This is a genomic window from Flavobacterium xylosi, from assembly GCF_042787345.1.
Taxonomy (GTDB): Bacteria; Bacteroidota; Bacteroidia; order Flavobacteriales; family Flavobacteriaceae; genus Flavobacterium; species Flavobacterium xylosi.
On the sequence record NZ_JBHZPZ010000010.1, the window covers coordinates 1 to 24410 of the forward strand.

The following is a 24410-nucleotide window of genomic DNA, read 5'->3' on the forward strand; positions in this document are numbered from 1 at the left end:
CTGTTCTAAGATCAGCAACAAGTAGTTTTTCAGTAGTTCTTAAATCATACTTTTTTAAACTAGTGGTATCTATTGCAACCGTGATTTGGTCAATCGTACTAATTTGTTCTTTGCTTGAATTGATTTTAAAATCATTCAAGTAAATTAGAACTGCTTTTTTATAAATTCTGGGTATTTGATTTTGTTGATCATAAACCTCGTCATCTTGCTGACATTTTGTTAATAGCAGCGGGATAAAAATTAAAAGCAATATTCTAAAACATTGTACTAAATATTTTTTGTAAGTGGTTTGTGGTTTTTGATTTGTGGTTTTCATGATTTAGCTTTAAAATGAGTCTTTCTTAACTACAGATAACCAAAAGTATAAAAATAAAACCATCAAACATATACCCACTTTTAATGATATTTTATATCAAGATATTCATCATTTTTGCAACCAAAATAATGAATTTATTAGTAATTACGATGTTAGATAAGAAAATGATTGATGATAATTTAATCATTTATATTTGAAAATTTCTAACAGCTGGCCAGCAAGTATTGATGACGCCGAGGCAAGAAAGGACTGGGGATGGAAACATGAGTTTGATTTGGAGAGTATGTCTGTAGATATGCTGACCCATTTGAAATAATAATTACTTCATCAAAAAATGCCGCAAAATTGATGTTTTGCGGCTTTTTTTATTCAAAGCTTTATTCCAATTTTAGTAAACATTTTTTTTAGTTCTTTGAACTCAGCATCAGTTTTGATTTCCAATAAGTCTCTACTCTTCCCATTTTGTAATTCTAAAAAGTATTTTTTTCGACCTAAGAAAATGCGTTCGCTCAATCCCTTTATTTGATTAAGTGGTATTTTCTCCATGGTTGACTTTTTAAAAGTAAATCTGTAGAGAACAATCACAGAAATCATTCCCAAAAATATCCAAATCAACTTTATAAATCCAAAGTTAGAAGTGCTTAAATCAACCAAATTTAAAAGTGAGTTTGCCAAATTTAAAAACAGCAACACTTTAATCAGCAGAACATGCGTTTTGAGTCCATCTCTTATTTCAATAGCTCTATCAGACTCATTATAGGAAATTTTCATAAATAAACACTTGAATTTACGATCGCCTTATTGTTTATAAACATTATTCTCCGGTTTTACATCCGCCATCAATCCACTCGGATCTATGGTGATTTTCTTGATCGTATTTTTAGGTTTTGCAATTGAAAATTCTGTTGTAGGAAATGCCCAAGCCCAATCATTCAAAACTGTTCTCTTTACAGCTGAATTAGGATTTTCTTTTTCAAAACTCATCATTCGCAACGGAATATAAAAACTTTCCATTGTTCCATCATTATATTCAACTAACAAATCAATTGGCATTGGCATTCTGCCTATTCTTTCTAAAGTCACTGTTGTTTGATTTGTATTTTCTTTCACTTCTTTAATTCCGTAATCAATAGTATTTGTGGTTTTTGTCCAATCTGTTAGATACCAATCTAAGTTTGCACCAGAAACTCTTTCCGCGGATCGTTTAATGTCATTTGGCGTAGGATGCTTAAATTGAAAATCTTTGTAATATTTCTTTAAAGTTTTTAAAAGATTTTCTTTACCAATCAAATAAATCAATTGCGTCAAGAAAAGCTCGCCTTTACTGTAGGAAGTTATACTATAAACTCTGTTTTCATCAAAACGGTCAGCATGCGTGGCTTGAGGCAATTCTTTGCCTGAATTTACCATTGAGAAATATCCTTTGTATGCATTGATAAAAGGATTTTCCAGCTTTGTCTCCAAAATTTCATTCGTACCGTAGTCATCTAAAAAAGAGGTGAATCCTTCGTCCATCCAGCCATGTTTTGATTCATTTGAAGCTAACACATGCTGGAACCAAGAGTGCGCTAGTTCATGAGCCGTAACTCCTACCAATCCATCAAAACTTCCTTGACCCAAAATTAAAGTACACATTGCATATTCCATTCCGCCATCGCCTCCTTGAATTACAGAGTATTGCTTGTATGGATAATCTCCCACTGTTTCATTATAAATTTTCATCAACGCCACCGTTTTTGGCTGTAAATTTTTCCAGTTTTCTATAAATTTTGGATTATTCTTGTATAGGAAATGCAAGTCAACGTCATTAGGTCCTTTAACTACATCGTGGATATATTCTTTATCAGCCGCCCAAGTAAAATCATGAACCAGAGGCGCAGTAAAATGCCAGGTCAACGTTTTAGATTTCTTTGGAATACTTACAAGTACTCCAGAGTCTTGATAACCGTGCCCTATTTCATTTTTATTTTGCAAATAGCCAGTACCTCCTAAAATAAAATCTTTGTCAATTGTAATTTTTACGTCAAAGTTAGACCAAACTCCATGAAATTCTCTGGCGATGTAAGGGTCGGCATGCCAACCTTCAAAATCAAATTCGGCCATTTTTGGGTACCATTGCGCCATTGATAATGCAACTCCCTCAGCGTTGTTTCGGCCAGATCGACGGATTTGCACTGGTACTTGACCGTCAAAATCTAAACTAAAAGTGGTTTTTGAATTGGGTAATATTGGCTTTGCCAAAGTCACTTCGAGAATCGTCCCTACTGTTTTTGCATCAGTATTAACTCCGTCTTGTTTGAAATTAGTGATATTCAAAAAACCAATTTCGTTGGGTTTCAAATTTTTGATTCGGCTTTCCTTTACGTCTTTACCATCTAGTTTTATTTTGTTGACCATTCTTGCGTCCGGATCTTTTATCGTCTGGATTCTGGCATCCATTTCGCTTCCGGGTTGGAACGCATTTGGATACAAATGATAAAATACTTTTTTCAAAGTATCATTGGAATTATTGGTATAAACCAATTCCTGTTTTCCTTTGTATTGGTAATTTTTAACGTTCATAGTAACGTCCATTTTATAATCAACGTGTTGTTGCCAATACCCCGTGCTTTGGGCAGATACAGCACAAAAATTAAGCGTGATAAAAGATAGTAAAAAGAGTTTTCTCATCATTTTTGCAATAAAAAATGGAAGAACAGCTGTCCTTCCATTGGATTAGTAAATTTATTATTTTAACTTTTTTTGGATAAAGCATCTGCAAGAATCAATGCATTATATGCATTAATCATTTTTCCTGATTTCGACGTGTCAGCTGCTGATTTTTTATCATTATTTTCGCCTAATTCTACTGACGCTGGCAACGGTGTTCCAGAATCCATAAGGATTTGTTTTACTTGCTTAGCCGATAATTTCGGATAATAAGAACGAACTAATGCCGCAACACCAGCCGCATTTGGCGAAGCCATAGATGTTCCCTGCTCGTATTTATATTTGTTATTGGGAACTGAAGCATAAATTTCCATTCCTGGAGCATATACATCTACATTGATAGTACCGTAATTAGAAAATGGCGCTACTACAGTCGATCCATAAACAATATTTAACGCTCCAATAGTAAGAACATTACTGGCAAACTCTATTTTGTTGTCTTCTGAATCGTTTGGGAAGTTGATATTTTTTTCTAAATCAATATCACTTCCATCGTTTCCTGCTGCATGTACAAACAAAACATCTTTCTTCTCCGCATATTTTATAGCGTCAAAAACCCATCGCTTGTTTGGAGAATAGCTTTTACCAAAACTTCCGTTGATTACTTTCGCACCGTTATCAACGGCATAACGAATCGCTAAAGCAATGTCTTTATCGTATTCATCACCATTAGGAACGGCTCTTACTGCCATAATTTCAACATTGTTTGCAATTCCGTCACCTCCAACATTGTTATTTCTAACCTGAGCAATGATCCCCGCAACGTGAGTTCCGTGCAAAGCTTCTTCTTTATCCGGTCCGTAAACTATATTGTTACCATATTTGGTGTCATTTATATCATCCGGATTATCACCAACTGATTTTCTTCCGTTAAATTCTTTATTTAAATTGTAATTTAATTGGTCGTAAACGTACTTTCTGTATTCTTCGATATCGGCACTGAATTTTGGACCTGACTGCCCAATAACACGAGTCATAATCATTTTGCTTTTATTCAGCTCTTCATTAGTAGTTACAATTGCATTCAATTCTTCAAGCGTGTAATCATCTTTCTTTAAATAGGTTTGAATTGTTTTATTGGTATTCAAAAGAAAATCTACTTGTTGTTTCCCTTCCAATGCTTCTTGATACTTTTTTTCATAATCCGCTTTCGCATTTTTATATGCTACCGATCCGTCATCCGCTTTTTTCAGAATACGGGTCATCTCTAAATTTTCAAATCCTGAATCACCAAGGAAATTCCAACCGTGAATATCATCGACAAATCCGTTTTTGTCATCGTCAATTCCGTTTCCTGGGATTTCTTTGGAATTGGTCCAAATCACTGATTTTAAATCTTCGTGATCAATATCAACTCCTGAATCTACAATTCCCACGATAACTTTTACCCCTTTTTTGTTTTTCAACAATTCAGCATACGCTTTATCAACGCTCATTCCCGGAATGGTATCTTTCACTAAATCTAAATGACTCCAACGTTTTAAATCAGCATCACTAATAGGAGCAACTTTCTTAATAATTACAGGAGAACTTACTGTTATAGGCGCAGTAGTTTTAGAAACTTGTTTTTGAGCGCTACATGCCGCTAATGCAAAAAAAGCAACGGCAGAATAATATATCGGTTTAATCGTGTTCATTTATAAATTTTTAAAATTAAATGTGGGCCTAAATTATATCTTTTTGCAACAGAATATAGATGGATTAACACTCCGTTAAGATTTGACGAATGTAAAAAAATAAATGAAAGCGTTTTACAAATTGGTTAAAATAAAAATGGAAGGACAAATTGCCCTTCCATTTATAAATATTTGAAACTATTATTTAGACATTTTTTCTGCCATCAGTAAAGCATTGTAAGCATTAACTATTTTTCCTGATTTAGATAAAGTAGTAAAAGAACGCGTGTCAGCAGCTTTTCCTCCAACAATCACATCTGTTGTAATTGCTACTCCTGAATCCATCAAAATGTGTTTTACTTGTTGAGCAGATAATTTTGGATAATACGAACGAATTAATGCCGCAACTCCGGCAGCGTTAGGCGCAGCCATAGATGTTCCTTGCAAGTATTTATAAGAATCATTTGGAGTAGTGGCATAAATTTTTACTCCCGGTGCAAAAACGTCAACATTGACTTTTCCAATATTAGAAAATCGTGCAACGACTTTGTTTCCGTATTCAAAGTTTAATGCGCCAATAGTAATTACATTATCAGCAAACTCCGTTACTTTATCATCAGAATCGTTAGGGAAATTATTTTCCGTATCGATATCTTTTGCGTCATTCCCGGCTGCATGAACAATCAACACATCCTTTTTCTCTGCGTATTTGATCGCATCATAAACCCATTGTTTATGTGGTGAAAAGCTTTTTCCAAAACTTCCGTTGATTACTTTAGCACCATTATCAACTGCATAACGAATCCCTAGTGCGATATCTTTATCGTATTCATCTCCGTCTGGCACTGCGCGAACGGTTAAGATTTCAACATTATTTGCTACTCCGTCTCCACCTAATGTGTTATTTCTAGTTTGAGCGACAATCCCGGCAACGTGTGTTCCATGAAGAATTTCATTCTTGTCTGGTCCCATAACATTGTTATTTCCGTATTTTGTGTCTGTTATATCTTCTGGATTATCACCCACAATTTTTCTATAATCGGTTTTTAGGTTGTCTCCTTTTAAAAGCGCATTAAAACCATCCAATTGTTTTTGTACCGCGACTTTCAGGTCTGCAATAGGCAAATTATAAGAAAGCATTTGTTGCATCGCAGCTTTGCTTTTTTGCATTTCTGGCTCTTGTGAAACAATTGCCTTTACCTCATCAATTGTATAAACTGATTTCCCAAAATGTTTTACCAAAGTGGCATCACCTTCATTTAAGGTTGCAATCATTTGTTCCGTACGAGATTTCCCTGTTGTAGCATCAGCAATCTTTTTATCATTTAGCGCTTTTGCAGCTTGATACGTTACTTCGTCAACTAGGTTTTTATTTTTGATGATTCTTTCATATTCCAAATTCTCTTTGGTGATATCTCCAAGGAAATTCCAACCGTGAATGTCATCGATATATCCGTTTTTGTCATCGTCAATTCCGTTTCCTGCGATTTCTTTTTTATTGGTCCAAACCACCGATTTCAAATCTTGATGTTCGATATCTACTCCTGAATCTACAATTCCCACGATAACTTTTACTCCTGTTTTATTTTTCAATAATTCGGTGTAAGCTCTGTCAACGCTCATTCCCGGAATAGTATCTTTTACGATATCTAAATGACTCCAACGTTGCAAGTCGGTTTCATTTATAGGCGCAACTTTTTTAACGTTTAAAGGTGCATTAATGGCAATAAGTCCTGCATTAGAACTGGAAACTTGTTTTGAAGCGCTACATCCTACTAACGCTAAAAAAGCAAAAGCAGAAATGTAAATAGGTTTAATGGTATTCATTGATTATTATATAAAGTTTTGAAATATTTGTCTAAAATAATTTATTTTGTTACAAAATATTTAGGTTTAACACAATTTTAAAGAATCTCATCACACGTAAATCGCTCTTTCAAACGAACTCCTTTTTCTGTTTTCTCTACGGTAATAATTTCGTTGTGGGCATCGTGCTCCAAAAACAAATAGTGATTGTTTTCGGCAGCGGCATTTAGAAATTTTGCTTTTTCTGGCATAGTCAATAACGGTCTGGTGTCATAACCCATCACGTAAGGAATAGGAACGTGCCCGGCTGTTGCCAATAAATCGGCGCAAAAAACAATCGTTTTATCTTTGTATTGAATATGCGGAATCATTTGCTTTTCGGTATGCCCATCGGCAAAGAAAATACCAAAACCCAACTCTGATTTCTCCAAAAAATCGCCTTCGGGTCTTTTGATGAAATTCAGCTGGCCGCTTTCCTGCATCGGCAAAATATTCTCTGACAGAAAGGATGCTTTTTCCCTTGGATTGGGTTTTGTAGCCCATTCCCAATGGCTGTCATTACTCCAGAATTTTGCATTTTTAAATGCCGGTTCGTAACCTGTTTTGTCCTTGTTCCATTGTATGCTTCCACCGCAATGGTCAAAATGCAAATGCGTCATAAAAATATCAGTGATGTCATCGCGATGAAAGCCAAATTTAGTCAAAGATTTATCGATGGAATGCGTTCCCCAAAGCGAATAATAGCCAAAAAATTTCTCAGATTGTTTATTTCCCATTCCGGTATCAATCAAAATTAATTTATCGCCATCTTCGATTAATAAACAGCGGGCAGCAATGTCAATCAGATTATTTTCATCGGCTGGGTTGGTTTTATTCCAAATAGTTTTTGGCACAACACCAAACATAGCACCACCATCAAGTTTAAAATTTCCGGTTTCAATAGGATATAGTTTCATTTTTTACTTTTTTTTCAAGATGTAACAAAGTTAGGAAATACAATGACTCAATATAGGTTTTTTCTATTTTAAGATTAGTTATATAAATGTTATCAATTATGGAAAAAGGTTTTTATATAGTATCTTTGTCGTTAATTTAGACAAAATCAAAATAACGATATGATAAAAGTTTCTGATACTGCAAAAAAGAAAATCATCGATCTAATGAAAGATGATGGTTTTGATGCCTCGGTCGACTATGTTAGAGTCGGCGTGAAAAGCGGCGGATGTTCTGGATTGTCTTATGATTTAAAATTTGATAAAACAAAGAGCGAAGACGATAAAATCTTCGTTGACAACGATATAACGATTGCTGTTGAAAAAAAATCTTTCCTTTATTTAGCCGGAACAATATTAGAATTCTCAGGAGGAATTAATGGGAAAGGGTTCATTTTTAATAATCCAAACGCCAATAGAACTTGTGGTTGCGGAGAATCATTTTCATTATAAGTCAATAAGAAAAGAAAATAAAAGATTTAAACATTAAGGAATTAAGTTGACTAAGCCTTAATAAATCTTAATTTCTTAATGGTTTTAAAAAATAAAAATATGTCAAAATATACAGAAGACGACTTAAAAATCGAACTCGAAACTAAAGAATATGAGTACGGATTTTACACCGAATTAGAATCGGAAACGTTTCCTATTGGTTTAAATGAAGATATCGTTCGCGCTATTTCACAAAAAAAAGGAGAACCGCAATGGATGACTGATTGGCGTCTGGAGGCTTTTCGTGCTTGGGAACAAATGACAGAGCCAGAATGGGCTAATGTACATTACACCAAACCTGATTTTCAGGCGATTTCCTATTATTCAGCACCAAAAGCGGTAGATCCTAATAAAACATTGGACGATGTAGATCCTGAACTTTTAGAAATGTACAAAAAGTTAGGCATCTCTGTCGATGAGCAAAAGATGATGAATAATGTCGCCATGGATATTGTAGTCGATTCGGTTTCAGTAGCGACTACTTTCAAGAAAACATTAGGCGAAAAAGGAATTATCTTTATGAGTATTTCCGAAGCCATCAAAGAGCATCCGGAATTAGTTCGTAAATATTTAGGAACAGTTGTGCCACAAAAAGATAACTTTTATGCGGCGCTAAATTCGGCAGTTTTCTCTGATGGATCTTTCTGCTATATTCCAAAAGGCGTTCGTTGTCCAATGGAACTTTCGACTTATTTTAGAATCAATCAAGCCGGAACCGGACAATTCGAAAGAACATTATTAATTGCCGATGAAGGCAGTTATGTTTCCTACTTAGAAGGTTGTACTGCTCCAAGTCGAGATGAAAATCAATTGCACGCAGCTGTAGTGGAACTAATCGCTTTAGACGATGCCGAAATCAAATATTCAACCGTACAAAACTGGTATCCTGGAAACAAAGAAGGAAAAGGTGGGGTTTTCAATTTTGTGACTAAAAGAGGAATTTGCGAGAAAAACGCAAAAATTTCTTGGACACAAGTAGAAACCGGTTCTGCCATAACCTGGAAATATCCTTCCGTTATTTTAAAAGGAGACAATTCAACAGGAGAATTTTATTCGATTGCCGTAACCAATAATTTCCAACAAGCCGATACAGGAACAAAAATGATCCATTTAGGTAAAAACACTAAATCGACTATTATTTCGAAAGGTATTTCGGCTGGTAAATCACAAAATAGTTATAGAGGTTTGGTCCGAATTTCACCAAACGCAGACAACGCCCGTAACTTTTCACAATGTGACTCACTGTTAATGGGGAACAATTGTGGAGCACATACTTTTCCTTATATCGAAAGTAAAAATCCATCAGCAAAAATTGAACATGAGGCTACGACAAGTAAAATTGGCGAAGACCAAGTTTTCTATTGCAACCAACGTGGAATTCCAACTGAAAAAGCTATTGCTTTAATCGTGAACGGTTTCAGTAAAGATGTATTGAATAAGTTACCAATGGAATTTGCCGTAGAAGCACAAAAATTACTGGAAATTTCTCTTGAGGGAAGCGTTGGATAATTTGAATATGGGAAACAAGAAAGTTATTATTGTCGGTTCTTCCAGAAGTAATGGAAATACTTCAAAAATAGTTGATAAAATTTCCACACAAATAAATGCTGATATTATTGATTTAAGAGATTATTCTATTTCCTATTATGATTATGAAAGTAAAAATAGAGCCGATGATTTTTTGCCTTTAATAGCTTCAATTATTGAAAAATATGACACGCTGGTTTTTGCGACACCCGTTTACTGGTATACCATGAGCGGAATAATGAAAGTATTTTTGGATCGCTTTTCTGATTTAATCAGAATCGAAAAAGAATTAGGTCGAAAATTAAGAGGTACAAATATGTTTGTGATTTCAAATTCTGATGATGATACATTAGATTATGATTTTCATTTACCCTTTCGATTATCAGCAAAATATTTAGGAATGAAATATTTAGGAGAAAAGCATTTATCCTATCAAACAATAAAAGACCAAGAACATATAAATAGTATTTTAGAATAAAAGAGAATTTAAATCCTTTTAAAATTAAAGAAACAAATGTTAAGTATAAAAAATTTACACGCCTCAATTGGGGACAAAGAAATATTAAAAGGAATCAACCTTGAGGTAAAAGCGGGAGAGATTCACGCGATAATGGGACCAAACGGTGCCGGAAAAAGCACATTGGCTTCCATCATTGCAGGAAACGAAAACTACGAAGTAACCGCAGGTGAAATCTCTTTAGACGGAGAAGACCTTGCTGAATTAGCTCCAGAAGAAAGAGCACACAAAGGAGTGTTCTTGTCATTTCAATATCCTGTGGAGATTCCTGGAGTTTCGGTAACGAACTTCATGAGAACAGCCATCAACGAAACACGTAAAGCAAACGGTCTGGAAGAAATGCCGGCCAAAGACATGCTTAAAGTAATTCGTGAAAAATCAGAATTATTAGAAATCGACAGAAAATTTTTGTCTCGTTCTCTAAACGAAGGTTTTTCTGGTGGAGAGAAAAAACGTAACGAAATTTTCCAAATGGCAATGCTAGAACCAAAATTGGCAATTCTTGATGAAACCGATTCTGGACTTGATATTGATGCTTTACGTATAGTTGCCAATGGTGTTAACAAACTAAAAAGCGACAAAAATGCAATCGTAGTGATCACACACTACCAAAGATTATTAGATTATATCGTTCCTGATTTCGTTCACGTTTTATACAATGGAAAAATTGTAAAATCCGGAGGAAAAGAATTAGCACACGAACTGGAAGAAAAAGGATACGACTGGATTAAACAAGAACAAGAAGCGTAAAATTAGTTTGCAGTTTACAGTTTGCAGTTTGCAAAACTCATAACTTATAACTCATAACTCATAACTACCAAAAATGGATTTAAAAGAAAAATTACTATCGTCTTTTATGGCTTTTGAAGAGCGCATCGATGTTCACTCTGAACTTCATGATGTGAGAACTTCAGCCATAAAAAACTTTGAAGATAAAGGTTTCCCAACCAAAAAAGATGAAGCTTGGAAATACACTTCGCTAAACGCCATCTTAAAAAATGACTTTACCGTTTTTCCAAAAGAAGAAAATACAGTTGAATTCAACCACGTAAAAAAATACTTTTTACACGAAGTAGACACCTATAAAGTAGTGTTTATTGATGGTGTTTTCAATTCGCATTTATCGTCAACAACACACGAAGGAATTGATGTTTGCTTGATGTCATCGGCATTGAATAAACCAAAATACAAAATGAATATTGATACGTATTTTAATCAAATTGCCAGCAAAGATGAAAGTTTGACTTCTTTGAATACGGCTTTCGCCAATGAAGGAGCATATATCCACATTCCCAAAAGTAAGGTGGCGGATAAACCAATCGAGATTATGTATTTCTCAACAGGAAACGAAGCGGCACTTTTGGTTCAACCAAGAAACTTGGTGGTAGTAGGTGAAAATTCACATGTTCAAATTATCGAGCGCCATCAAAGTTTAACCGAAAATCCCGTGTTAACGAATTCGGTTACAGAGATTTTTGCTCAAAAACGTGCTATCGTTGATTATTACAAAATTCAAAACGATACGCTTGAAGCAAATTTAATCGACAATACTTACGTTTCTCAGAAACAAGAAAGTCACGTTTCTGTTCATACCTTCTCTTTTGGAGGAAATTTAACTAGAAACAACTTGAATTTTTATCACTTTGGCGAACGCTTGACCAGTACGTTAAACGGAATAACAATTATTGGTGAAAAACAACACGTAGATCATTATACTCTAGTGAAACATTCGGCTCCAAATTGCGAAAGTTTCCAGGATTACAAAGGAATCTATTCTGATCGTTCTACGGGCGTTTTCAACGGAAAAGTGTATGTAGAAAAAGAAGCACAAAAAACGAATGCGTTCCAGAAAAGCAACAACATTATATTGAGCGACAAAGCGACAATAAACGCAAAACCGCAATTGGAAATTTTTGCTGATGACGTAAAATGTTCTCACGGTTGTACCGTTGGACAATTGGACGAAACGGCAATGTTCTACATGCAACAACGTGGAATCCCTAAAAAAGAAGCCAAAGCGTTATTGATGTATGCGTTCTCGAATGCCGTTATCGAAAGCATCAAAATACCAGAATTAAAGCAACGAATCACCAAAATTATCGCCACGAAATTAGGTGTGAAAATAGGATTTGATTTATAGTTGATTGTCAAAATATAATTGTAAACCCGACGAATTTTTAAAATTTGTCGGGTTTTTTATGGAGCTATTCGTTGCAATCTTTTCTTGTTGTAAAGAAACAAGATAAATTAATCTACAATATTTAGCATTTTTAGAACTAATGATGAAGGAATCGAAAAACCTATTCCAGCTACATTTTCTCCTGTTGCTTTTAAAGTATTAATGCCTATTATTTCTCCTTTTAAATTTAATAATGGTCCTCCACTATTTCCAGAGTTTATATTGGTGTCCATTTGAATAAAATTAACACCATTAAACTCTCTATAACCACTAATTATTCCTTTGCTTACAGATTGTTGCAGTTTTTTATCTAATGGAGTTCCAATAGCATAAACATCTTCGCCCAAATTAGTGCTATTTTTATTAAAAGACAATCCTTTACTGTTTACATCTACTTTTAATATTGCCAAATCAAAATCTTTATTGCTTTTTATTATTTCTGCTTTTATTTTTTTCTCTTTATCAATTCTTACAAATACTGTTTTTTCACCTTCAATTACATGATAGTTAGTGATAATGTATCCATTATCTGAAATGAAAACACCACTACCAAACTTTTTTTCTGTTTCAACAGTTACCACAGAACTCGAAGTTTCCTTTAACATATCCGTTATGTTTTGATATTTTTTTTGTGTAGAAAGTGCAATATTTATTTTTTCGCCTTTAGATTGTTCCAAATGTTTTTTTTCTGTCAATACTAATAAATCATATAAAGATTCTGTTTCTAATAGTTTGATTTCTGACAATGCAATCATTTCATGCAGTATAAGTTCATAATTATTTCCAGTTCTGTAATAGTCAACCGTAACTAAAAAACTTGAAATTGGTGTTTTTAAGTCCGACAAATCATATAATTGCCATTCACAATCAATCGAACATTTTCCAGAATAATCTCGAAGCAATCTACCTTCAAGATTGAAACTGAGTTTTTTTACAATTGGCTTGAAAATTACTTTCGGATTTTGAAGGTTAGACACATCTTTTTCAGAAATTTTATCAGAAAAATATTGAGCGGTTATATATGAATCTTTAAAAGAGTTTAAAACCATAAACTGCATATTTTGGGGATATCCCAAATACCGATAAATGTCTTTATCTTTTAGCTTTTTCTTACTGCCATTAATCTCTCCAATTACAGTATTTTCATCAATTTCAAGAATAGGATCTTCAATTCCGACTAAAATTGTAGCATCGTATTCTTTAAAAATTTTAGTTAATTTTAATACATAATCGTTTTCTTCTATTCCAATTAAACAAGTACTACAATCAGAAATTAACTGAAAAAAAGAACTATTTTTATTTCTTTTTTCAAACAGTTTTATTTCGATTGGATAATAATTATCCTTAACAAGTTTAATAGAAGAATTTTTTTTGTCAAGTTTATCTAGATCAAAAGGAGTCGTCCCGATTTTTTCATTTTTATCATCTAAAACATCAGTACCAGACGGATTTGTTTTTATTAATCTAGAATTTTGTTGGGAATACAATTTAGAAATTGAGAATAAAAATAGTAGAACAAGAAAAAACGTAGTTGATTTACCATATAATATTTTCATAATTGATGAATTGTATATTAAAAAACTTACTTTTGATTACCAATTAAATTGGTAAACATAAAACAAAACAAATGAAAAATAAAATATTATTTCTATTAGCAGTAGTTTATTCAACAATTACTTCGGCACAGCTATCAGCAGTTGATTATAAAAGCAAAGAATTTAGTCAATTCAAAGCCTCGAAAATGAATGTTGTTTTATCTGGTGATAAAAAATATGATGAAGAAATTAAAAAAGTAATGAATGAGTTTTGGAAAGTCACGCCTTTTGATTTTATTAATCCGAATGAAGTTGAAAACAAACTTCCTGAAAAAGAATCGTCATTTATGGTTATGTTAAAAATAGGGACATCTAAACCTCAACAATCATATCATTATCTAGCGGTAGTAAATGGCGGACAAAAAAAACTTAATCGATATAATTATGACGATTTAGTAGCGTATTGTCCGATTAATTATTATAAGGATGAAAATAATATGTTTGACTGTTCTTACAGATTAAAAAACATGATTCAATCCATGATTTTGGGGATGGATCTAGTACAAAAAAATGATATTAAGGGCAGTTCGAAAAACATTGTACAAGGATTGCAAGAAGTGTATAATGAAAACGCACAAAAAATTAAAGAACGAACTTTGCTTTTTTGTGATAATTCATTTGGAGGAAAACTAACTCAAGCGGATATTAGTGGAATTTATCCGTACAAATTTGAAATTTGTTCTAAGGATAAAATAGCCAAAGCAATTAAAGATAAAAGTACCGAATATTATTATTTTCAACCTGGAATTACCTTAAACAAATCAATGTTTGTTTTTGATCCTGCAACAGGTGAAGTACTGTATTTCGATTATGATATGATGGGTTTAAATATTAACAAAGGAAATGTCAAAGATTTAGCAGAAAAAATAAGTCCTAAAAAATAATAATTATTTAAAGCTTTAATAAGCAAGCATGGATCTTAAACAAAAACTAGAGATTTTTGCTGATGACGTAAAATGTTCTCACGGTTGTACCGTTGGACAATTAGACGAAACAGCAATGTTCTACATGCAACAACGTGGAATCCCTAAAAAAGAAGCCAAAGCGTTATTGATGTATGCGTTCTCGAATGCCGTTATCGAAAGCATCAAAATACCAGAATTAAAGCAACGAATCACCAAAATTATCGCCACGAAATTAGGTGTGAAAATAGGATTTGATTTATAATATACATAATAAGTTGTCATAGCAACCCTTTCTGAGTTTTAAATTCTGAAAGGGTTTTTTGATACGATTATTTCCCCAAACTCCCAATTATCCCTTTCAACATTCCATTAAAATCAAATTCGGGATCTTCTTTCAAACCCATTCGTACAATCACTAAATCAAGAGACGGGATAATCGCCACCATTTGACCTTGAAAACCGCTGCAGTAATACATATCTTTTGGAACATCGGGAAAGTGCCCGCTAGCATTGAGCCAAAAATGTCCGCCATATCTTCCGTTGGAAGTATTTGTGGGCGTTGCGGTATATTTCACCCAACTTTCGTTAAAAATTTGTTCGCCGTTCCAGTTCCCTTTGTGCAAATACAACAACCCAAATTTTGACCAATCGCGTGTTGTTGCCCAACCGTAGGAAGAACCTACATAATTCCCCGCCATATCCGTTTCGACTACCATCGAGTTCATTCCTATTTTATCAATCAAATCACTGTACCAGAAATCTAAATATTCCTGATGCGTTTTGAACTGCTTTCGCAAAATTCCGGAAAGTAAATTCGTCGTTCCGGACGAATAATTCCAATGTGTATTTGGTTTGAATGCCGCTGGTTTCTCCAGTTGTCCTCGTGACATATCTTCGGCCTCAAAAAGCATTTGGGTCGCGTCGCAAATTCTATCGTACTGCTCTCCCCATTCCAAACCCGAATTCATGTGAAGTAAATCACTTGTGGTGATGATTTTGCGCTCGTCATTCGCCCATTCTGGAATTGGCGCAGGGTTATCAATATCAAATTTTCCTCGTTTCTCCAAAACTCCAAACATGGCGCTTGTGATACTTTTGGTCATCGACCAACCCAATAATTTACTGTTTTTGTCGAAACCGGTATCGTACTTTTCGGCAATGATTTTGTCTTTATAAATCACTAAAAGGGAACGTGTTCTTTTTTTGATTTCGTCCTTTTCATCAAAAGCATTGGCGACAGCCGCATTCAATTTGGAATAATCAACATTGCTGAAAATCGTGTCTTTGGGTTCCTTATTTCCATAAGGGAAAGGCAAAATATTGTTCCCTTTTGCTCTTTTAGGAACTTCATACGGTTTCGTCACATCAAAATCATCGTTAATTAAAGTGGCTCCCAAACCTTCACGGTATATTGCTTTTCGTTCTTTCAAACCATAAACCGAAGCAACGGCAAATTTGCCCATGGCTTCAATATTGTTTTTGGCCAAATCAATCATATCGATATCATTGTCCCCTTTCTCAATCACTTCTTGCGAACGGTTATCAATAAAATGCCCTGAAGCGATACTTTTGGCTGAAAAGCCAGAAATTAAATCCAGTTTTGGATAGGTGATGTATCCAAAATAAAAGATTCCGATAAAACAAACAAAACCACCGAACTTGAAGTATTTTTTCATAGCCAATTAATTTGCAGCAATTTAATAAAAAAGAACCAGCTTTTTCAACCATTACCAGATTAAGAAAATTAAGTTTTATTAACAAGTGTTTGCCAAAATTTGATTCCTATTTCACTACTTTTGTATTTAGAAAAATTCTAAATAATGAAAAGCCAACAAAAATTGGTTTATCTAAAAAATGTTAATTATTGCGTTCTATCTGACCAATAAAAAACAATAAAAACAACCAGATAAATGTTAGACATAAATAAAATTAGAGCCGACTTCCCTATTCTTTCCCAGAAAGTAAACGGAAAACCGTTAGTTTATTTCGATAACGGAGCCACTTCGCAAAAACCACAAGTTGTTATTGATGCAATTTCCAAATATTATGAGGAGATTAATGCCAATATTCATCGCGGCGTTCATACATTGAGTCAATTAGCAACCGATGCCTATGAAAATTCACGAGGGAAAATTCAAAATCATATCAATGCCAAATTCGCTCACGAAGTGCTTTTTACTTCGGGAACAACGCATGGAATTAATTTAGTGACCAATGGATTTGCTTCGATTTTAAAACCGGGCGATGAAGTTTTAGTTTCGGCATTGGAACACCACAGCAATATTGTGCCTTGGCAGATGTTATGTGAGAAAACGGGTGCCACTTTGCGTGTAATTCCAATGAATCTAGATGGCGAATTGATTATGTCAGAATATGACAAATTACTTTCGGATAAAACTAAAGTTGTTACTGTAAATCATATTTCGAATGCCCTTGGAACAGTCAATCCTATTAAATACATGATTGACAAAGCGCATGAAGTTGGAGCAGCGATTTTGATTGATGGAGCGCAAGCCGTTCCGCATTTGAAACCGGATGTTCAGGAATTAGACTGTGATTTTTATGCTTTTTCAGGACATAAAATATGTGGTCCAACCGGAACCGGAATTTTATACGGTAAGGAAGAATGGTTGAATAAATTACCGCCGTATCAAGGTGGAGGCGAAATGATTAAGGAAGTCACTTTCGAGAAAACAACTTATGCGGAACTGCCTCATAAATTTGAAGCCGGAACCCCAAATATTGCCGGAGGAATAGTTCTGGGAACTGCCGTTGATTATATGAATGAAGTTGGTTTTGACAACATTCAAAAACAAGAACTGGAATTATTGGAATATGGTACAAAACGATTATTGGAAATTGAAGGTTTGAAGATTTTTGGTACTGCCAAAGAAAAGACTTCCGTAATTTCGTTTAATATTGAAGGAATTCATCCCTATGATATTGGTACGATAATTGACAAATTAGGAATAGCCGTTAGAACTGGACACCATTGTGCACAACCGATTATGAATTTCTTTAATATTCCGGGAACCATAAGAGCATCATTTGCTTTTTATAATACCAAAGAAGAAATTGATGTTATGGTCGAAGCAGTGAAAAAAGCACAACTCATGTTATCTTAAAATTATAAAATCGCCATGATTCAATCCCGAAGCTTCGGGACAAAAACAATAAGGAGGAATGGCGATAGCATGTTCCTATTAACAAACAAATATCATCTACACATGAAAATACTTTCTTTATTATTCCTTACTCTTTTTCTTGGAAAAGGTTGCGATAGCGCCAAAGCTCAAGATATTCAAACTGCTGTTATTGAATACACCGCCAATACCAGAGGTTTCTATCAAAAAATTACCGTCAAAAACCAAATGTTGACTGTTTCAAAAGACAGAAATGGGACCGACAAACCGGTGGCTACAAAAATATCGGACGCCGATTGGAAAGAATTGGTAAGTTATTTTAAAGAAGTAAAATTGGATAGTTTGGCAAAATTGAAAGCACCTACTGAAAAACGTTTTTATGACGGTGCTCCCATCGCTAACTTGAAAATCACTTACAAGGACAAAGCCTATGAATCTGCCAGTTTTGATGATGGTTTCCCACCAAAAGAAATTAAGAAATTCGTAAATAAAATAACATCATTAGCTAAAAAAGAATAATGAAAATTAAAGACATACAAGAAGAAATAGTTGACGAATTTTCAATGTTTGATGACTGGATGCAACGCTATGAATACATCATCGAATTAGGAAAAAATCTTCCTTTGATCAAAGAAGAATTCAAAACAGAGAATAATCTGATTAAAGGCTGCCAATCGAAAGTGTGGTTGCAAGGCGAACAAAATGACGATACAGTTATTTTCACCGCTGATAGCGATGCCATTTTAACCAAAGGGATTATTGCCATATTGATTCGTACTTTTTCAAATCAAAGTGCGAAAGATATTTTGGATGCCGATATGGATTTTATTGACAAAATTGGTCTGAAAGAACATTTATCTCCTACCCGCGCCAATGGATTGGTTTCGATGATAAAAAATATTAAAATGTATGCTTTGGCATTCAACTCACAGAACTGACCTCTAAACCGAATTTTTTAAAACATATAAGATATTTAAGGTCATATAAGTCAGAATATAAACCGAAAATTTATGACAAAAACATATCTAAAAGATTTAATTTATCAGGTTAATGGTTGTGCTATAGAAGTACATAAGCATCTTGGTTCTGGTCTTTTAGAAAGTGTTTATTATACTTGATTGAAAAAGGAATTGACAATTAGAGGTTTTGAATTCCAAACTGAACTTACAATACCTGTCAATTATAAAGGTTTAGAACTTGAAACAGGTTTAAGATGTGACTTATTGGTTGAAAAAAGTTTAGTTGTCGAACTGAAAGCAATAGAAAAAGTTCTACCCATTCACGAAGCTCAAATTTTAACCTATATGAAACTATTGGAAGTTCCGATAGGGTTAATACTAAATTTTAATGTAACTCATATTTTTAAAGAGGGACAAAAAACCTATGTCAATTAAAGATATAGATATGTAGAAGATTAAACGAATAACTTAAATGACCTTATATGGTTCAAAAAAATAATAAAAAATAAATTGTTGAAAAATGGAACAAGAAATAGACACAACTGAATTAGGAGAATCAATCGTAAAAATATTAAAGACTATTTACGATCCGGAGATTCCTGTAGATATTTACGAATTAGGATTAATTTATGACGTAATGGTCAATACCGATTATGAAGTGAAAATCCTGATGACACTTACCTCTCCAAACTGCCCTGTTGCGGAAAGTTTGCCAAGAGAAGTAGAAGAAAAAGTAAAATCAATAGAGAATGTAAAAGATGCCGAAGTAGAAATTACTTTTGATCCGCCTTGGAGCAAAGATTTAATGAGCGAAGAAGCAAAATTAGAATTAGGAATGCTATAAAGAGTATTCAGTTTGCAGTTGCAGTTTTCAGTTTTACAACTGCGACTGCAAACTGCGACTGTAAACTAAAAAAAATGGAAGAAATAATAAACAAAGTTGCGAATAGTGTTTTGGAAGTTTTCGATCTCGAAGATTATTATCCAAAAGGAATTCGTGCGCAAATCGACATCTCACAATGGCTTTTGGAAGGATTTTTATTAAAGGAAAAAGACTTTAGAGAACATTTAAAAAATCACGACTGGTCACAATACCAAGATCAGTATATTGCTATTCATTGCAGTACCGATGCTATTATTCCGGCTTGGGCTTCGATTTTAGTCGCTATTCAAATAGCGCCTTTTGCAAAGAAAATCATCAATGGAACTTTAGAAGATCTGGACGCTTCCCTTTATGAAGAATTGCTACCTAAAATTGATTATTCCATCTATGAGAACAAGCCCGTTATTATAAAAGGATGTTCCAGAAAACCAGTACCAATGCGCGCTTATATATTAGCCGCACACTATTTACAACCTTTCGCCAGAAGCATCATGTACGGAGAGGCTTGTTCTGCCGTTCCTTTGTACAAAGCGCCTAAAAACGAGTAACTTACGTTTTTTTTTCTTACTTTTAATTAAAAAATAGAAGTCATGAAAAAAACTATACTTTTATTCGTTTTTCTCTTGGTCATAGTTTCTGTAAATGCACAGGAAACTTCAAATGATACTATAAAATTTTGGACAAAAAAAGGAAGTATTTCTTTGCTTTTTAATCAGACTGCTTTTAACGATAAATGGCTGGGCGGTGGAACTTCTAACCTTGCCGGAAATTTTGGCCTGAATTATGATTTCAATTATAAAAAAGGAGATGTAATTTGGGATAATAAATTCATAGCCGCTTATGGAATAACCAAAGTAAAAGGTTCAAAAATTCTAAAAACAGATGACCGCTTGGAATTGAATTCTCTTTGGGGTAAAAAAGCCAAAGGAGATTGGTATTACTCGCTGTTTTTCAATTTCAAAACACAAATGGATCTGGGTTATGATAAAGATTGGAATACTATTTCTCATTTCTTTTCTCCTGCTTATTTTCAGTTGGGACCAGGAATGTTATGGAAAAAAAGCAATAACTTAAGTGTCAATTTTTCTGCCGCGACTGCAAAATTAATTATTGTTCATCCACATTTTACTGATTTCGGCACTTCTTTTGGTGTATTGCAAGGAGACAGCTCCCGTTTCGAATTTGGCGCCAGCATTTCAGGGTATTATAAACTCATCGTAATGGCAAATATTTCCATTGAAAACCGATTGAATTTATATTCTAATTATTTAGACCAACCACAAAATGTTGATATCGATTACCAAATGAACATTCTCATGAGAATCAACAAATACGTTTCGGCAAATTTAGCGTTACAGGGAATATATGATGACAATACGATTAAAGCGTTACAAGTACGCGAAGTTTTTGGTTTAAGTGCTAATTACGGTTTCTAGAAAACACATTCTCAATCGCTTTTTACTGATAATCAAATACTTGTGAAAAATATTTATTAACAAAAATTACAAACATACTATCTTTTTTATTACATTTATTCTCCTATTTAACCTACTAAGACATAATGGTAAGCATTTTAAACTAACACTATTATTTTAAAACTTCACCTTATGAAAAAATTAATTTTAATCGTCCTGTGTGCCACCCTTTTTGTAGCATGCAAAAAAGAAGCTACACCGAAAGCATCGTCAACTTCTGAAACACCTGACACACCAACACCTCCCACAGAATTTGCCGACAACAAATATTCTGATATCGGGAAAAAAATGTTAGCGGATTTATCCAAAAACGACATGGATTCATGGACAGCCACCTTCGCCGAGGATGCCAAGTATTACTGGAACAGCGGAGACAGTCTGGTGGGAAAACCAGCCATAGAAAAATACTGGAGAGACCGAAGAGGTAACATTATTGAAACCATCACTTTTGAAAAAGAAATTTGGTTGCCGGTCAAAGTAAATGAGAAAGGTAATATTCCAATGGATGGTATCTGGCTTCTTAGCTGGTACAGAACCACCGCAAAATATAAAGGCGGCAGCAGCATGACACAATGGATTCATTCTACGTATCATTTTAATTCAGAGGATAAAATTGATATGGTAAACCAATATTTGGATCGAGTGCCTATCATGGAAGCAATGCCACCAAAGAAATAGTTTTTTAACTCCCCGTTTGCAGAACTCAGAATTTATCTCATAAAAAAACGGCACTCTTTTAGGATGCCGTTTTCATTTAGTACGTGTTTCACTGATTTGCGTTGCCAATGCTATAATTTATCTCTTAATTTAAGTATACGAGAATACAGAACATTAACAAACGATCGCCAATGGGACTTTTTGTGTTGTTGTATTATTTGTTCATTATTGTGGGCACAGTTTGCAAAACTGCGCTAACGATTACTGCATATCAGCGCGGTCGGGCTGTTTTTTAGTAATATTCCATTGTTCTTTCTAATGTCGCTGGAGTTTGGCCGCCATTGTCATATTTTTGAATATATTTTACAGGAAAGTCATAATTATTATAAGTATGTATAAAAGTTTCAGAACTTCCAAGAGCAGTCAAGTTATTTGGAGTAACTCCAGTTTGTTTATAATTTGCAATTCCGTTTCTGCACTCAAGATAATAGATACTTTTATATAATTTTTTGTATGCATAATAGAAAGGATTTTTTTTATCATCATATTGATAATTCACATATTTATCTGGTACAGTTTCGCTTGAATTACTTTCTTTATAGACTAGTTGAGTAATGTTATTTCTGCTATCGTATGAATATTCTCGTACCGTGTATCCAATCGTAGAGGTTTCAGTTACTCTTTTAGTTTTTATAATTCTCTGTAAATCATCGAGATAAATTTCTGAAATTTCATTATATGGATATGGATATGTATCACCATGTGAGTTTAGAAAAGTTATTTTATTTCCGATATACGAAATTGTTATATTATCATTACTTCCGTCCTTTATTTCCTTTAATAATCTATTTTGACTATCATAAGTATAAGAATAAATTTGATTATTAATTTGTCTACTTATTAATTTTCCCGAATTATCATATTTAAAAGTTCCACCTAAAAAATTGTATCCAGTTCCACTTAATAAAAATCCATTATTGTATTCAAAAAATGAATCATAATAGCCCGGTGAAGGAGCAACATCTTGTTTGTACGATTTTAAGTATAGTATATTTTCATCATCCAATGAGACATTTTCCGAACTTTTTTTTTCATCTGAAGTGCAACTAAATAGCGTTGCAATTAACGTACAAGTTATAAATTTTACTAATTTTTTTTTCATTTTGGTTTTTGTTTTATTTCTGTTGTATCTTGGGCAAAATATCCGCTAACGCCCCTCAACATTCGTGGTTCAGGGGCTTTTAAGGGCTTTTTTCGCCTAGTTTGCTAAATGTTAGCTGTTCGTTCTTTTTCAAAGTTTGATTGTCACATTTGTTGTTAGCGAATAATTATTGTTTTCATTTGCGAATATTTTGTCTTTCGAGTGAAACATTTTTCCTTCAATTCTAAATTTTATTTTGTCGTTTATATCATAGTCAAAGTTTGAAGAAAGTCCATAAGTTTGAAAGCCATTTGTTGTACCCGTTGTAATAATAATTTGTTTTGGGTCGCTATAATATTCTCCACGAATTGCAATTTTTGTTTTTTCGTTTATACTTTTTTTGATGATTAAAACTGGCGAATACCAAGTCCCGTCTGTTGTGGAATTAAATTTATCCATTCCAATGTCAAAACCTGCAATAATTCCAAACTTGTTTGTCGGTTCGTATTGAAAATATACATTATGAAAGTGCCTGAAAGATTTATTACTATCAGGTTTATCAGTACCCAAAAATGTACTATAATTTAGAAGCAATTTATTAGATAGTTTATAGTTTAGTTGTGTTCCAAATGACGGTCTTTGAATATAATTTGGTTTGCTAATTTTTTGCCAACCATTTAGATATAACGCAGAAATGTTTAATTTTTCATTTTTCGAAGTGTAACCCAATTTAATGCCTGTTTCATAGTAAGGTGAGTTTTCAGCAAGCAAACTTCTCGTTAGTGTCCAACAGTCTGCACTAATAGCACTTTCAAAGCCAATATGAGAAGGAAAAATTCCTGCGTCTAACCATAGGTTATACTTTTTTGAGATTTTGATACCAACATTTGCTTCATAAATAAATTGTGCCCAATTTGGTTCAGAACTTAGGTTATACTGAGCATAATTTCCTGCCATTAGTCCAAGGTTTGCTCTGTAATTTTTATCTAAATAGTTCGCTTTTAGCAAAAGTAAATTTGCATTTAATTCATTGTGTCGTTTATGATTGTAAATGAAATTTGACTTTTCGTGGTTTTGAGGATTTGAAAAATCATAGCTATAATAAAATTCTCCATAGGCACTAAAATTCAATTTTTTCAAACTGTCGTTTTGTGAAAATGCTTGTAAAGAAATTAAAACGATAAAAAATAAAAATCTAATTTTCATTGTTCGTCTGTTGTTTGTGTGGGGTCTTTCAGAATGTCATCTAACTTGCCTATAGGCGAAACAAACCTTCGTACATACACCCAAATATGGGTAGATTGGCGAAGGTTTGTTTAGCTTTACTTAAATTCAAATATATTCAATTTTTCTTACAAATGATCAAATATGTTTTTTGTTTGTAGGTTATCGTTTATTTGCATGAAGGATGGCAGCGGAAATCCTTTTATGTATTCCCTATCCCGAACTTTCGTCACGAGATTACATAAAAGATTATAGCGTCCCGAAGTCTCGGGAT

The 24410-nt window shown here is 33.7% G+C and carries 23 protein-coding genes and 3 pseudogenes; 16 read left to right on the forward strand and 10 right to left on the reverse strand.

The window, feature by feature from the left end; genetic code table 11:
• Positions 1-316: hypothetical protein (locus ACFX5E_RS09475; protein ID WP_379854962.1), on the reverse strand; the 316-nt coding region annotated here is incomplete at its 3' end.
• Positions 317-512: 196 nt separating this feature from the next.
• On the opposite strand from ACFX5E_RS09475, the pseudogene ACFX5E_RS16225 reads away from it, so the two are divergent.
• A pseudogene (locus ACFX5E_RS16225) lies at positions 513-632 on the forward strand (NAD-dependent epimerase); the annotation flags it as partial.
• A gap of 53 nt (positions 633-685) precedes the next feature.
• On the opposite strand, the gene ACFX5E_RS09480 reads toward ACFX5E_RS16225, so the two are convergent.
• The 5 genes from ACFX5E_RS09480 to ACFX5E_RS09500 form a co-directional block, all read right to left on the reverse strand.
• A complete protein-coding gene (locus tag ACFX5E_RS09480; protein WP_379854963.1) occupies positions 686-1087 on the reverse strand; it encodes a hypothetical protein in 402 nt (133 codons plus the stop codon).
• Between the two features lie 27 nt (positions 1088-1114).
• On the reverse strand, positions 1115-2986 hold the full coding sequence (locus ACFX5E_RS09485; protein ID WP_379855078.1) for a M1 family metallopeptidase: 1872 nt from the start codon (positions 2984-2986) through the stop codon (positions 1115-1117).
• A gap of 62 nt (positions 2987-3048) precedes the next feature.
• Positions 3049-4662 carry a S8 family peptidase gene (locus tag ACFX5E_RS09490; RefSeq protein WP_379854964.1) on the reverse strand — a complete coding sequence of 538 codons (1614 nt, stop codon included), beginning with the start codon at positions 4660-4662 and terminating at the stop codon, positions 3049-3051.
• Between the two features lie 180 nt (positions 4663-4842).
• A complete protein-coding gene (locus ACFX5E_RS09495) occupies positions 4843-6468 on the reverse strand; it encodes a S8 family peptidase (RefSeq protein ID WP_379854965.1) in 1626 nt (541 codons plus the stop codon).
• A gap of 77 nt (positions 6469-6545) precedes the next feature.
• Positions 6546-7403 carry an MBL fold metallo-hydrolase gene (locus ACFX5E_RS09500; protein ID WP_379854966.1) on the reverse strand — a complete coding sequence of 286 codons (858 nt, stop codon included), beginning with the start codon at positions 7401-7403 and terminating at the stop codon, positions 6546-6548.
• Positions 7404-7562: 159 nt separating this feature from the next.
• Between ACFX5E_RS09500 and ACFX5E_RS09505 the strand changes: the two genes are divergently transcribed.
• From ACFX5E_RS09505 to sufD, 5 genes are all read left to right on the forward strand, one after another.
• Positions 7563-7892 carry a HesB/IscA family protein gene (locus tag ACFX5E_RS09505; protein WP_379854967.1) on the forward strand — a complete coding sequence of 110 codons (330 nt, stop codon included), beginning with the start codon at positions 7563-7565 and terminating at the stop codon, positions 7890-7892.
• A gap of 99 nt (positions 7893-7991) precedes the next feature.
• Positions 7992-9440: a Fe-S cluster assembly protein SufB gene (gene sufB, locus ACFX5E_RS09510; RefSeq protein ID WP_196850392.1), complete on the forward strand. Its 1449-nt coding sequence runs from the start codon at positions 7992-7994 to the stop codon at positions 9438-9440.
• A 7-nt stretch (positions 9441-9447) separates the two neighbouring features.
• Positions 9448-9936, forward strand: coding sequence for a flavodoxin family protein (locus tag ACFX5E_RS09515; protein WP_379854968.1), 489 nt, complete (start codon positions 9448-9450; stop codon positions 9934-9936).
• 36 nt (positions 9937-9972) lie between these two features.
• Positions 9973-10725 (forward strand): Fe-S cluster assembly ATPase SufC, encoded by a 753-nt coding sequence (sufC, locus tag ACFX5E_RS09520; protein WP_379854969.1) that lies wholly within the window; start codon positions 9973-9975, stop codon positions 10723-10725.
• Positions 10726-10798: 73 nt separating this feature from the next.
• Positions 10799-12115, forward strand: coding sequence for a Fe-S cluster assembly protein SufD (gene sufD / locus ACFX5E_RS09525; protein WP_379854970.1), 1317 nt, complete (start codon positions 10799-10801; stop codon positions 12113-12115).
• Positions 12116-12222: 107 nt separating this feature from the next.
• On the opposite strand, the gene ACFX5E_RS09530 is transcribed toward sufD, so the two are convergent.
• A complete protein-coding gene (locus ACFX5E_RS09530) occupies positions 12223-13710 on the reverse strand; it encodes a S1C family serine protease (RefSeq protein ID WP_379854971.1) in 1488 nt (495 codons plus the stop codon).
• Positions 13711-13781: 71 nt separating this feature from the next.
• Between ACFX5E_RS09530 and ACFX5E_RS09535 the strand changes: the two genes are divergently transcribed.
• Together ACFX5E_RS09535 and ACFX5E_RS09540 are read left to right on the forward strand one after the other, a co-directional pair.
• Positions 13782-14633, forward strand: a complete 852-nt coding sequence (locus ACFX5E_RS09535) for a hypothetical protein (RefSeq protein WP_379854972.1) — start codon at positions 13782-13784, stop codon at positions 14631-14633.
• A gap of 37 nt (positions 14634-14670) precedes the next feature.
• A pseudogene (locus tag ACFX5E_RS09540) lies at positions 14671-14916 on the forward strand (SufD family Fe-S cluster assembly protein); the annotation flags it as partial.
• Between the two features lie 67 nt (positions 14917-14983).
• Here ACFX5E_RS09540 and ACFX5E_RS09545 read toward each other — a convergent pair.
• A complete protein-coding gene (locus ACFX5E_RS09545; RefSeq protein WP_379854973.1) occupies positions 14984-16330 on the reverse strand; it encodes a serine hydrolase domain-containing protein in 1347 nt (448 codons plus the stop codon).
• A gap of 234 nt (positions 16331-16564) precedes the next feature.
• Between ACFX5E_RS09545 and ACFX5E_RS09550 the strand changes: the two genes are divergently transcribed.
• From ACFX5E_RS09550 to ACFX5E_RS09585, 8 genes and pseudogenes are all read left to right on the forward strand, one after another.
• A complete protein-coding gene (locus tag ACFX5E_RS09550; RefSeq protein WP_379854974.1) occupies positions 16565-17779 on the forward strand; it encodes an aminotransferase class V-fold PLP-dependent enzyme in 1215 nt (404 codons plus the stop codon).
• Between the two features lie 102 nt (positions 17780-17881).
• On the forward strand, positions 17882-18316 hold the full coding sequence (locus ACFX5E_RS09555) for a hypothetical protein (RefSeq protein WP_379854975.1): 435 nt from the start codon (positions 17882-17884) through the stop codon (positions 18314-18316).
• A complete protein-coding gene (locus ACFX5E_RS09560) occupies positions 18316-18735 on the forward strand; it encodes a SufE family protein (protein ID WP_379854976.1) in 420 nt (139 codons plus the stop codon). The genes ACFX5E_RS09555 and ACFX5E_RS09560 overlap by 1 nt, the downstream gene beginning before the upstream one ends.
• 72 nt (positions 18736-18807) lie before the next feature.
• Positions 18808-19191: pseudogene (locus ACFX5E_RS09565) on the forward strand (GxxExxY protein).
• A gap of 85 nt (positions 19192-19276) precedes the next feature.
• Positions 19277-19600, forward strand: a complete 324-nt coding sequence (locus tag ACFX5E_RS09570; RefSeq protein WP_073209240.1) for an SUF system Fe-S cluster assembly protein — start codon at positions 19277-19279, stop codon at positions 19598-19600.
• 74 nt (positions 19601-19674) lie between these two features.
• Entirely contained in the window at positions 19675-20187 is a 513-nt protein-coding gene (locus tag ACFX5E_RS09575; protein WP_379854977.1) for a DUF2480 family protein, read from the forward strand.
• A gap of 42 nt (positions 20188-20229) precedes the next feature.
• Complete coding sequence (locus ACFX5E_RS09580; RefSeq protein ID WP_379854978.1) at positions 20230-21075, forward strand: DUF3078 domain-containing protein; 846 nt, start codon at positions 20230-20232, stop codon at positions 21073-21075.
• A 171-nt stretch (positions 21076-21246) separates the two neighbouring features.
• Positions 21247-21792: a nuclear transport factor 2 family protein gene (locus tag ACFX5E_RS09585; protein WP_379854979.1), complete on the forward strand. Its 546-nt coding sequence runs from the start codon at positions 21247-21249 to the stop codon at positions 21790-21792.
• A 271-nt stretch (positions 21793-22063) separates the two neighbouring features.
• Here the strand turns inward: ACFX5E_RS09585 and ACFX5E_RS09590 are convergent, their stop codons facing one another.
• Both ACFX5E_RS09590 and ACFX5E_RS09595 read right to left on the reverse strand, forming a co-directional pair.
• The gene (locus ACFX5E_RS09590) at positions 22064-22933 is read right to left on the reverse strand and encodes a hypothetical protein (protein ID WP_379854980.1); all 870 of its coding nucleotides are present in this window, start codon (positions 22931-22933) and stop codon (positions 22064-22066) included.
• Positions 22934-23062: 129 nt separating this feature from the next.
• Positions 23063-24118, reverse strand: coding sequence for a porin (locus tag ACFX5E_RS09595; protein WP_379854981.1), 1056 nt, complete (start codon positions 24116-24118; stop codon positions 23063-23065).
• Positions 24119-24410: the final 292 nt, after the last annotated feature.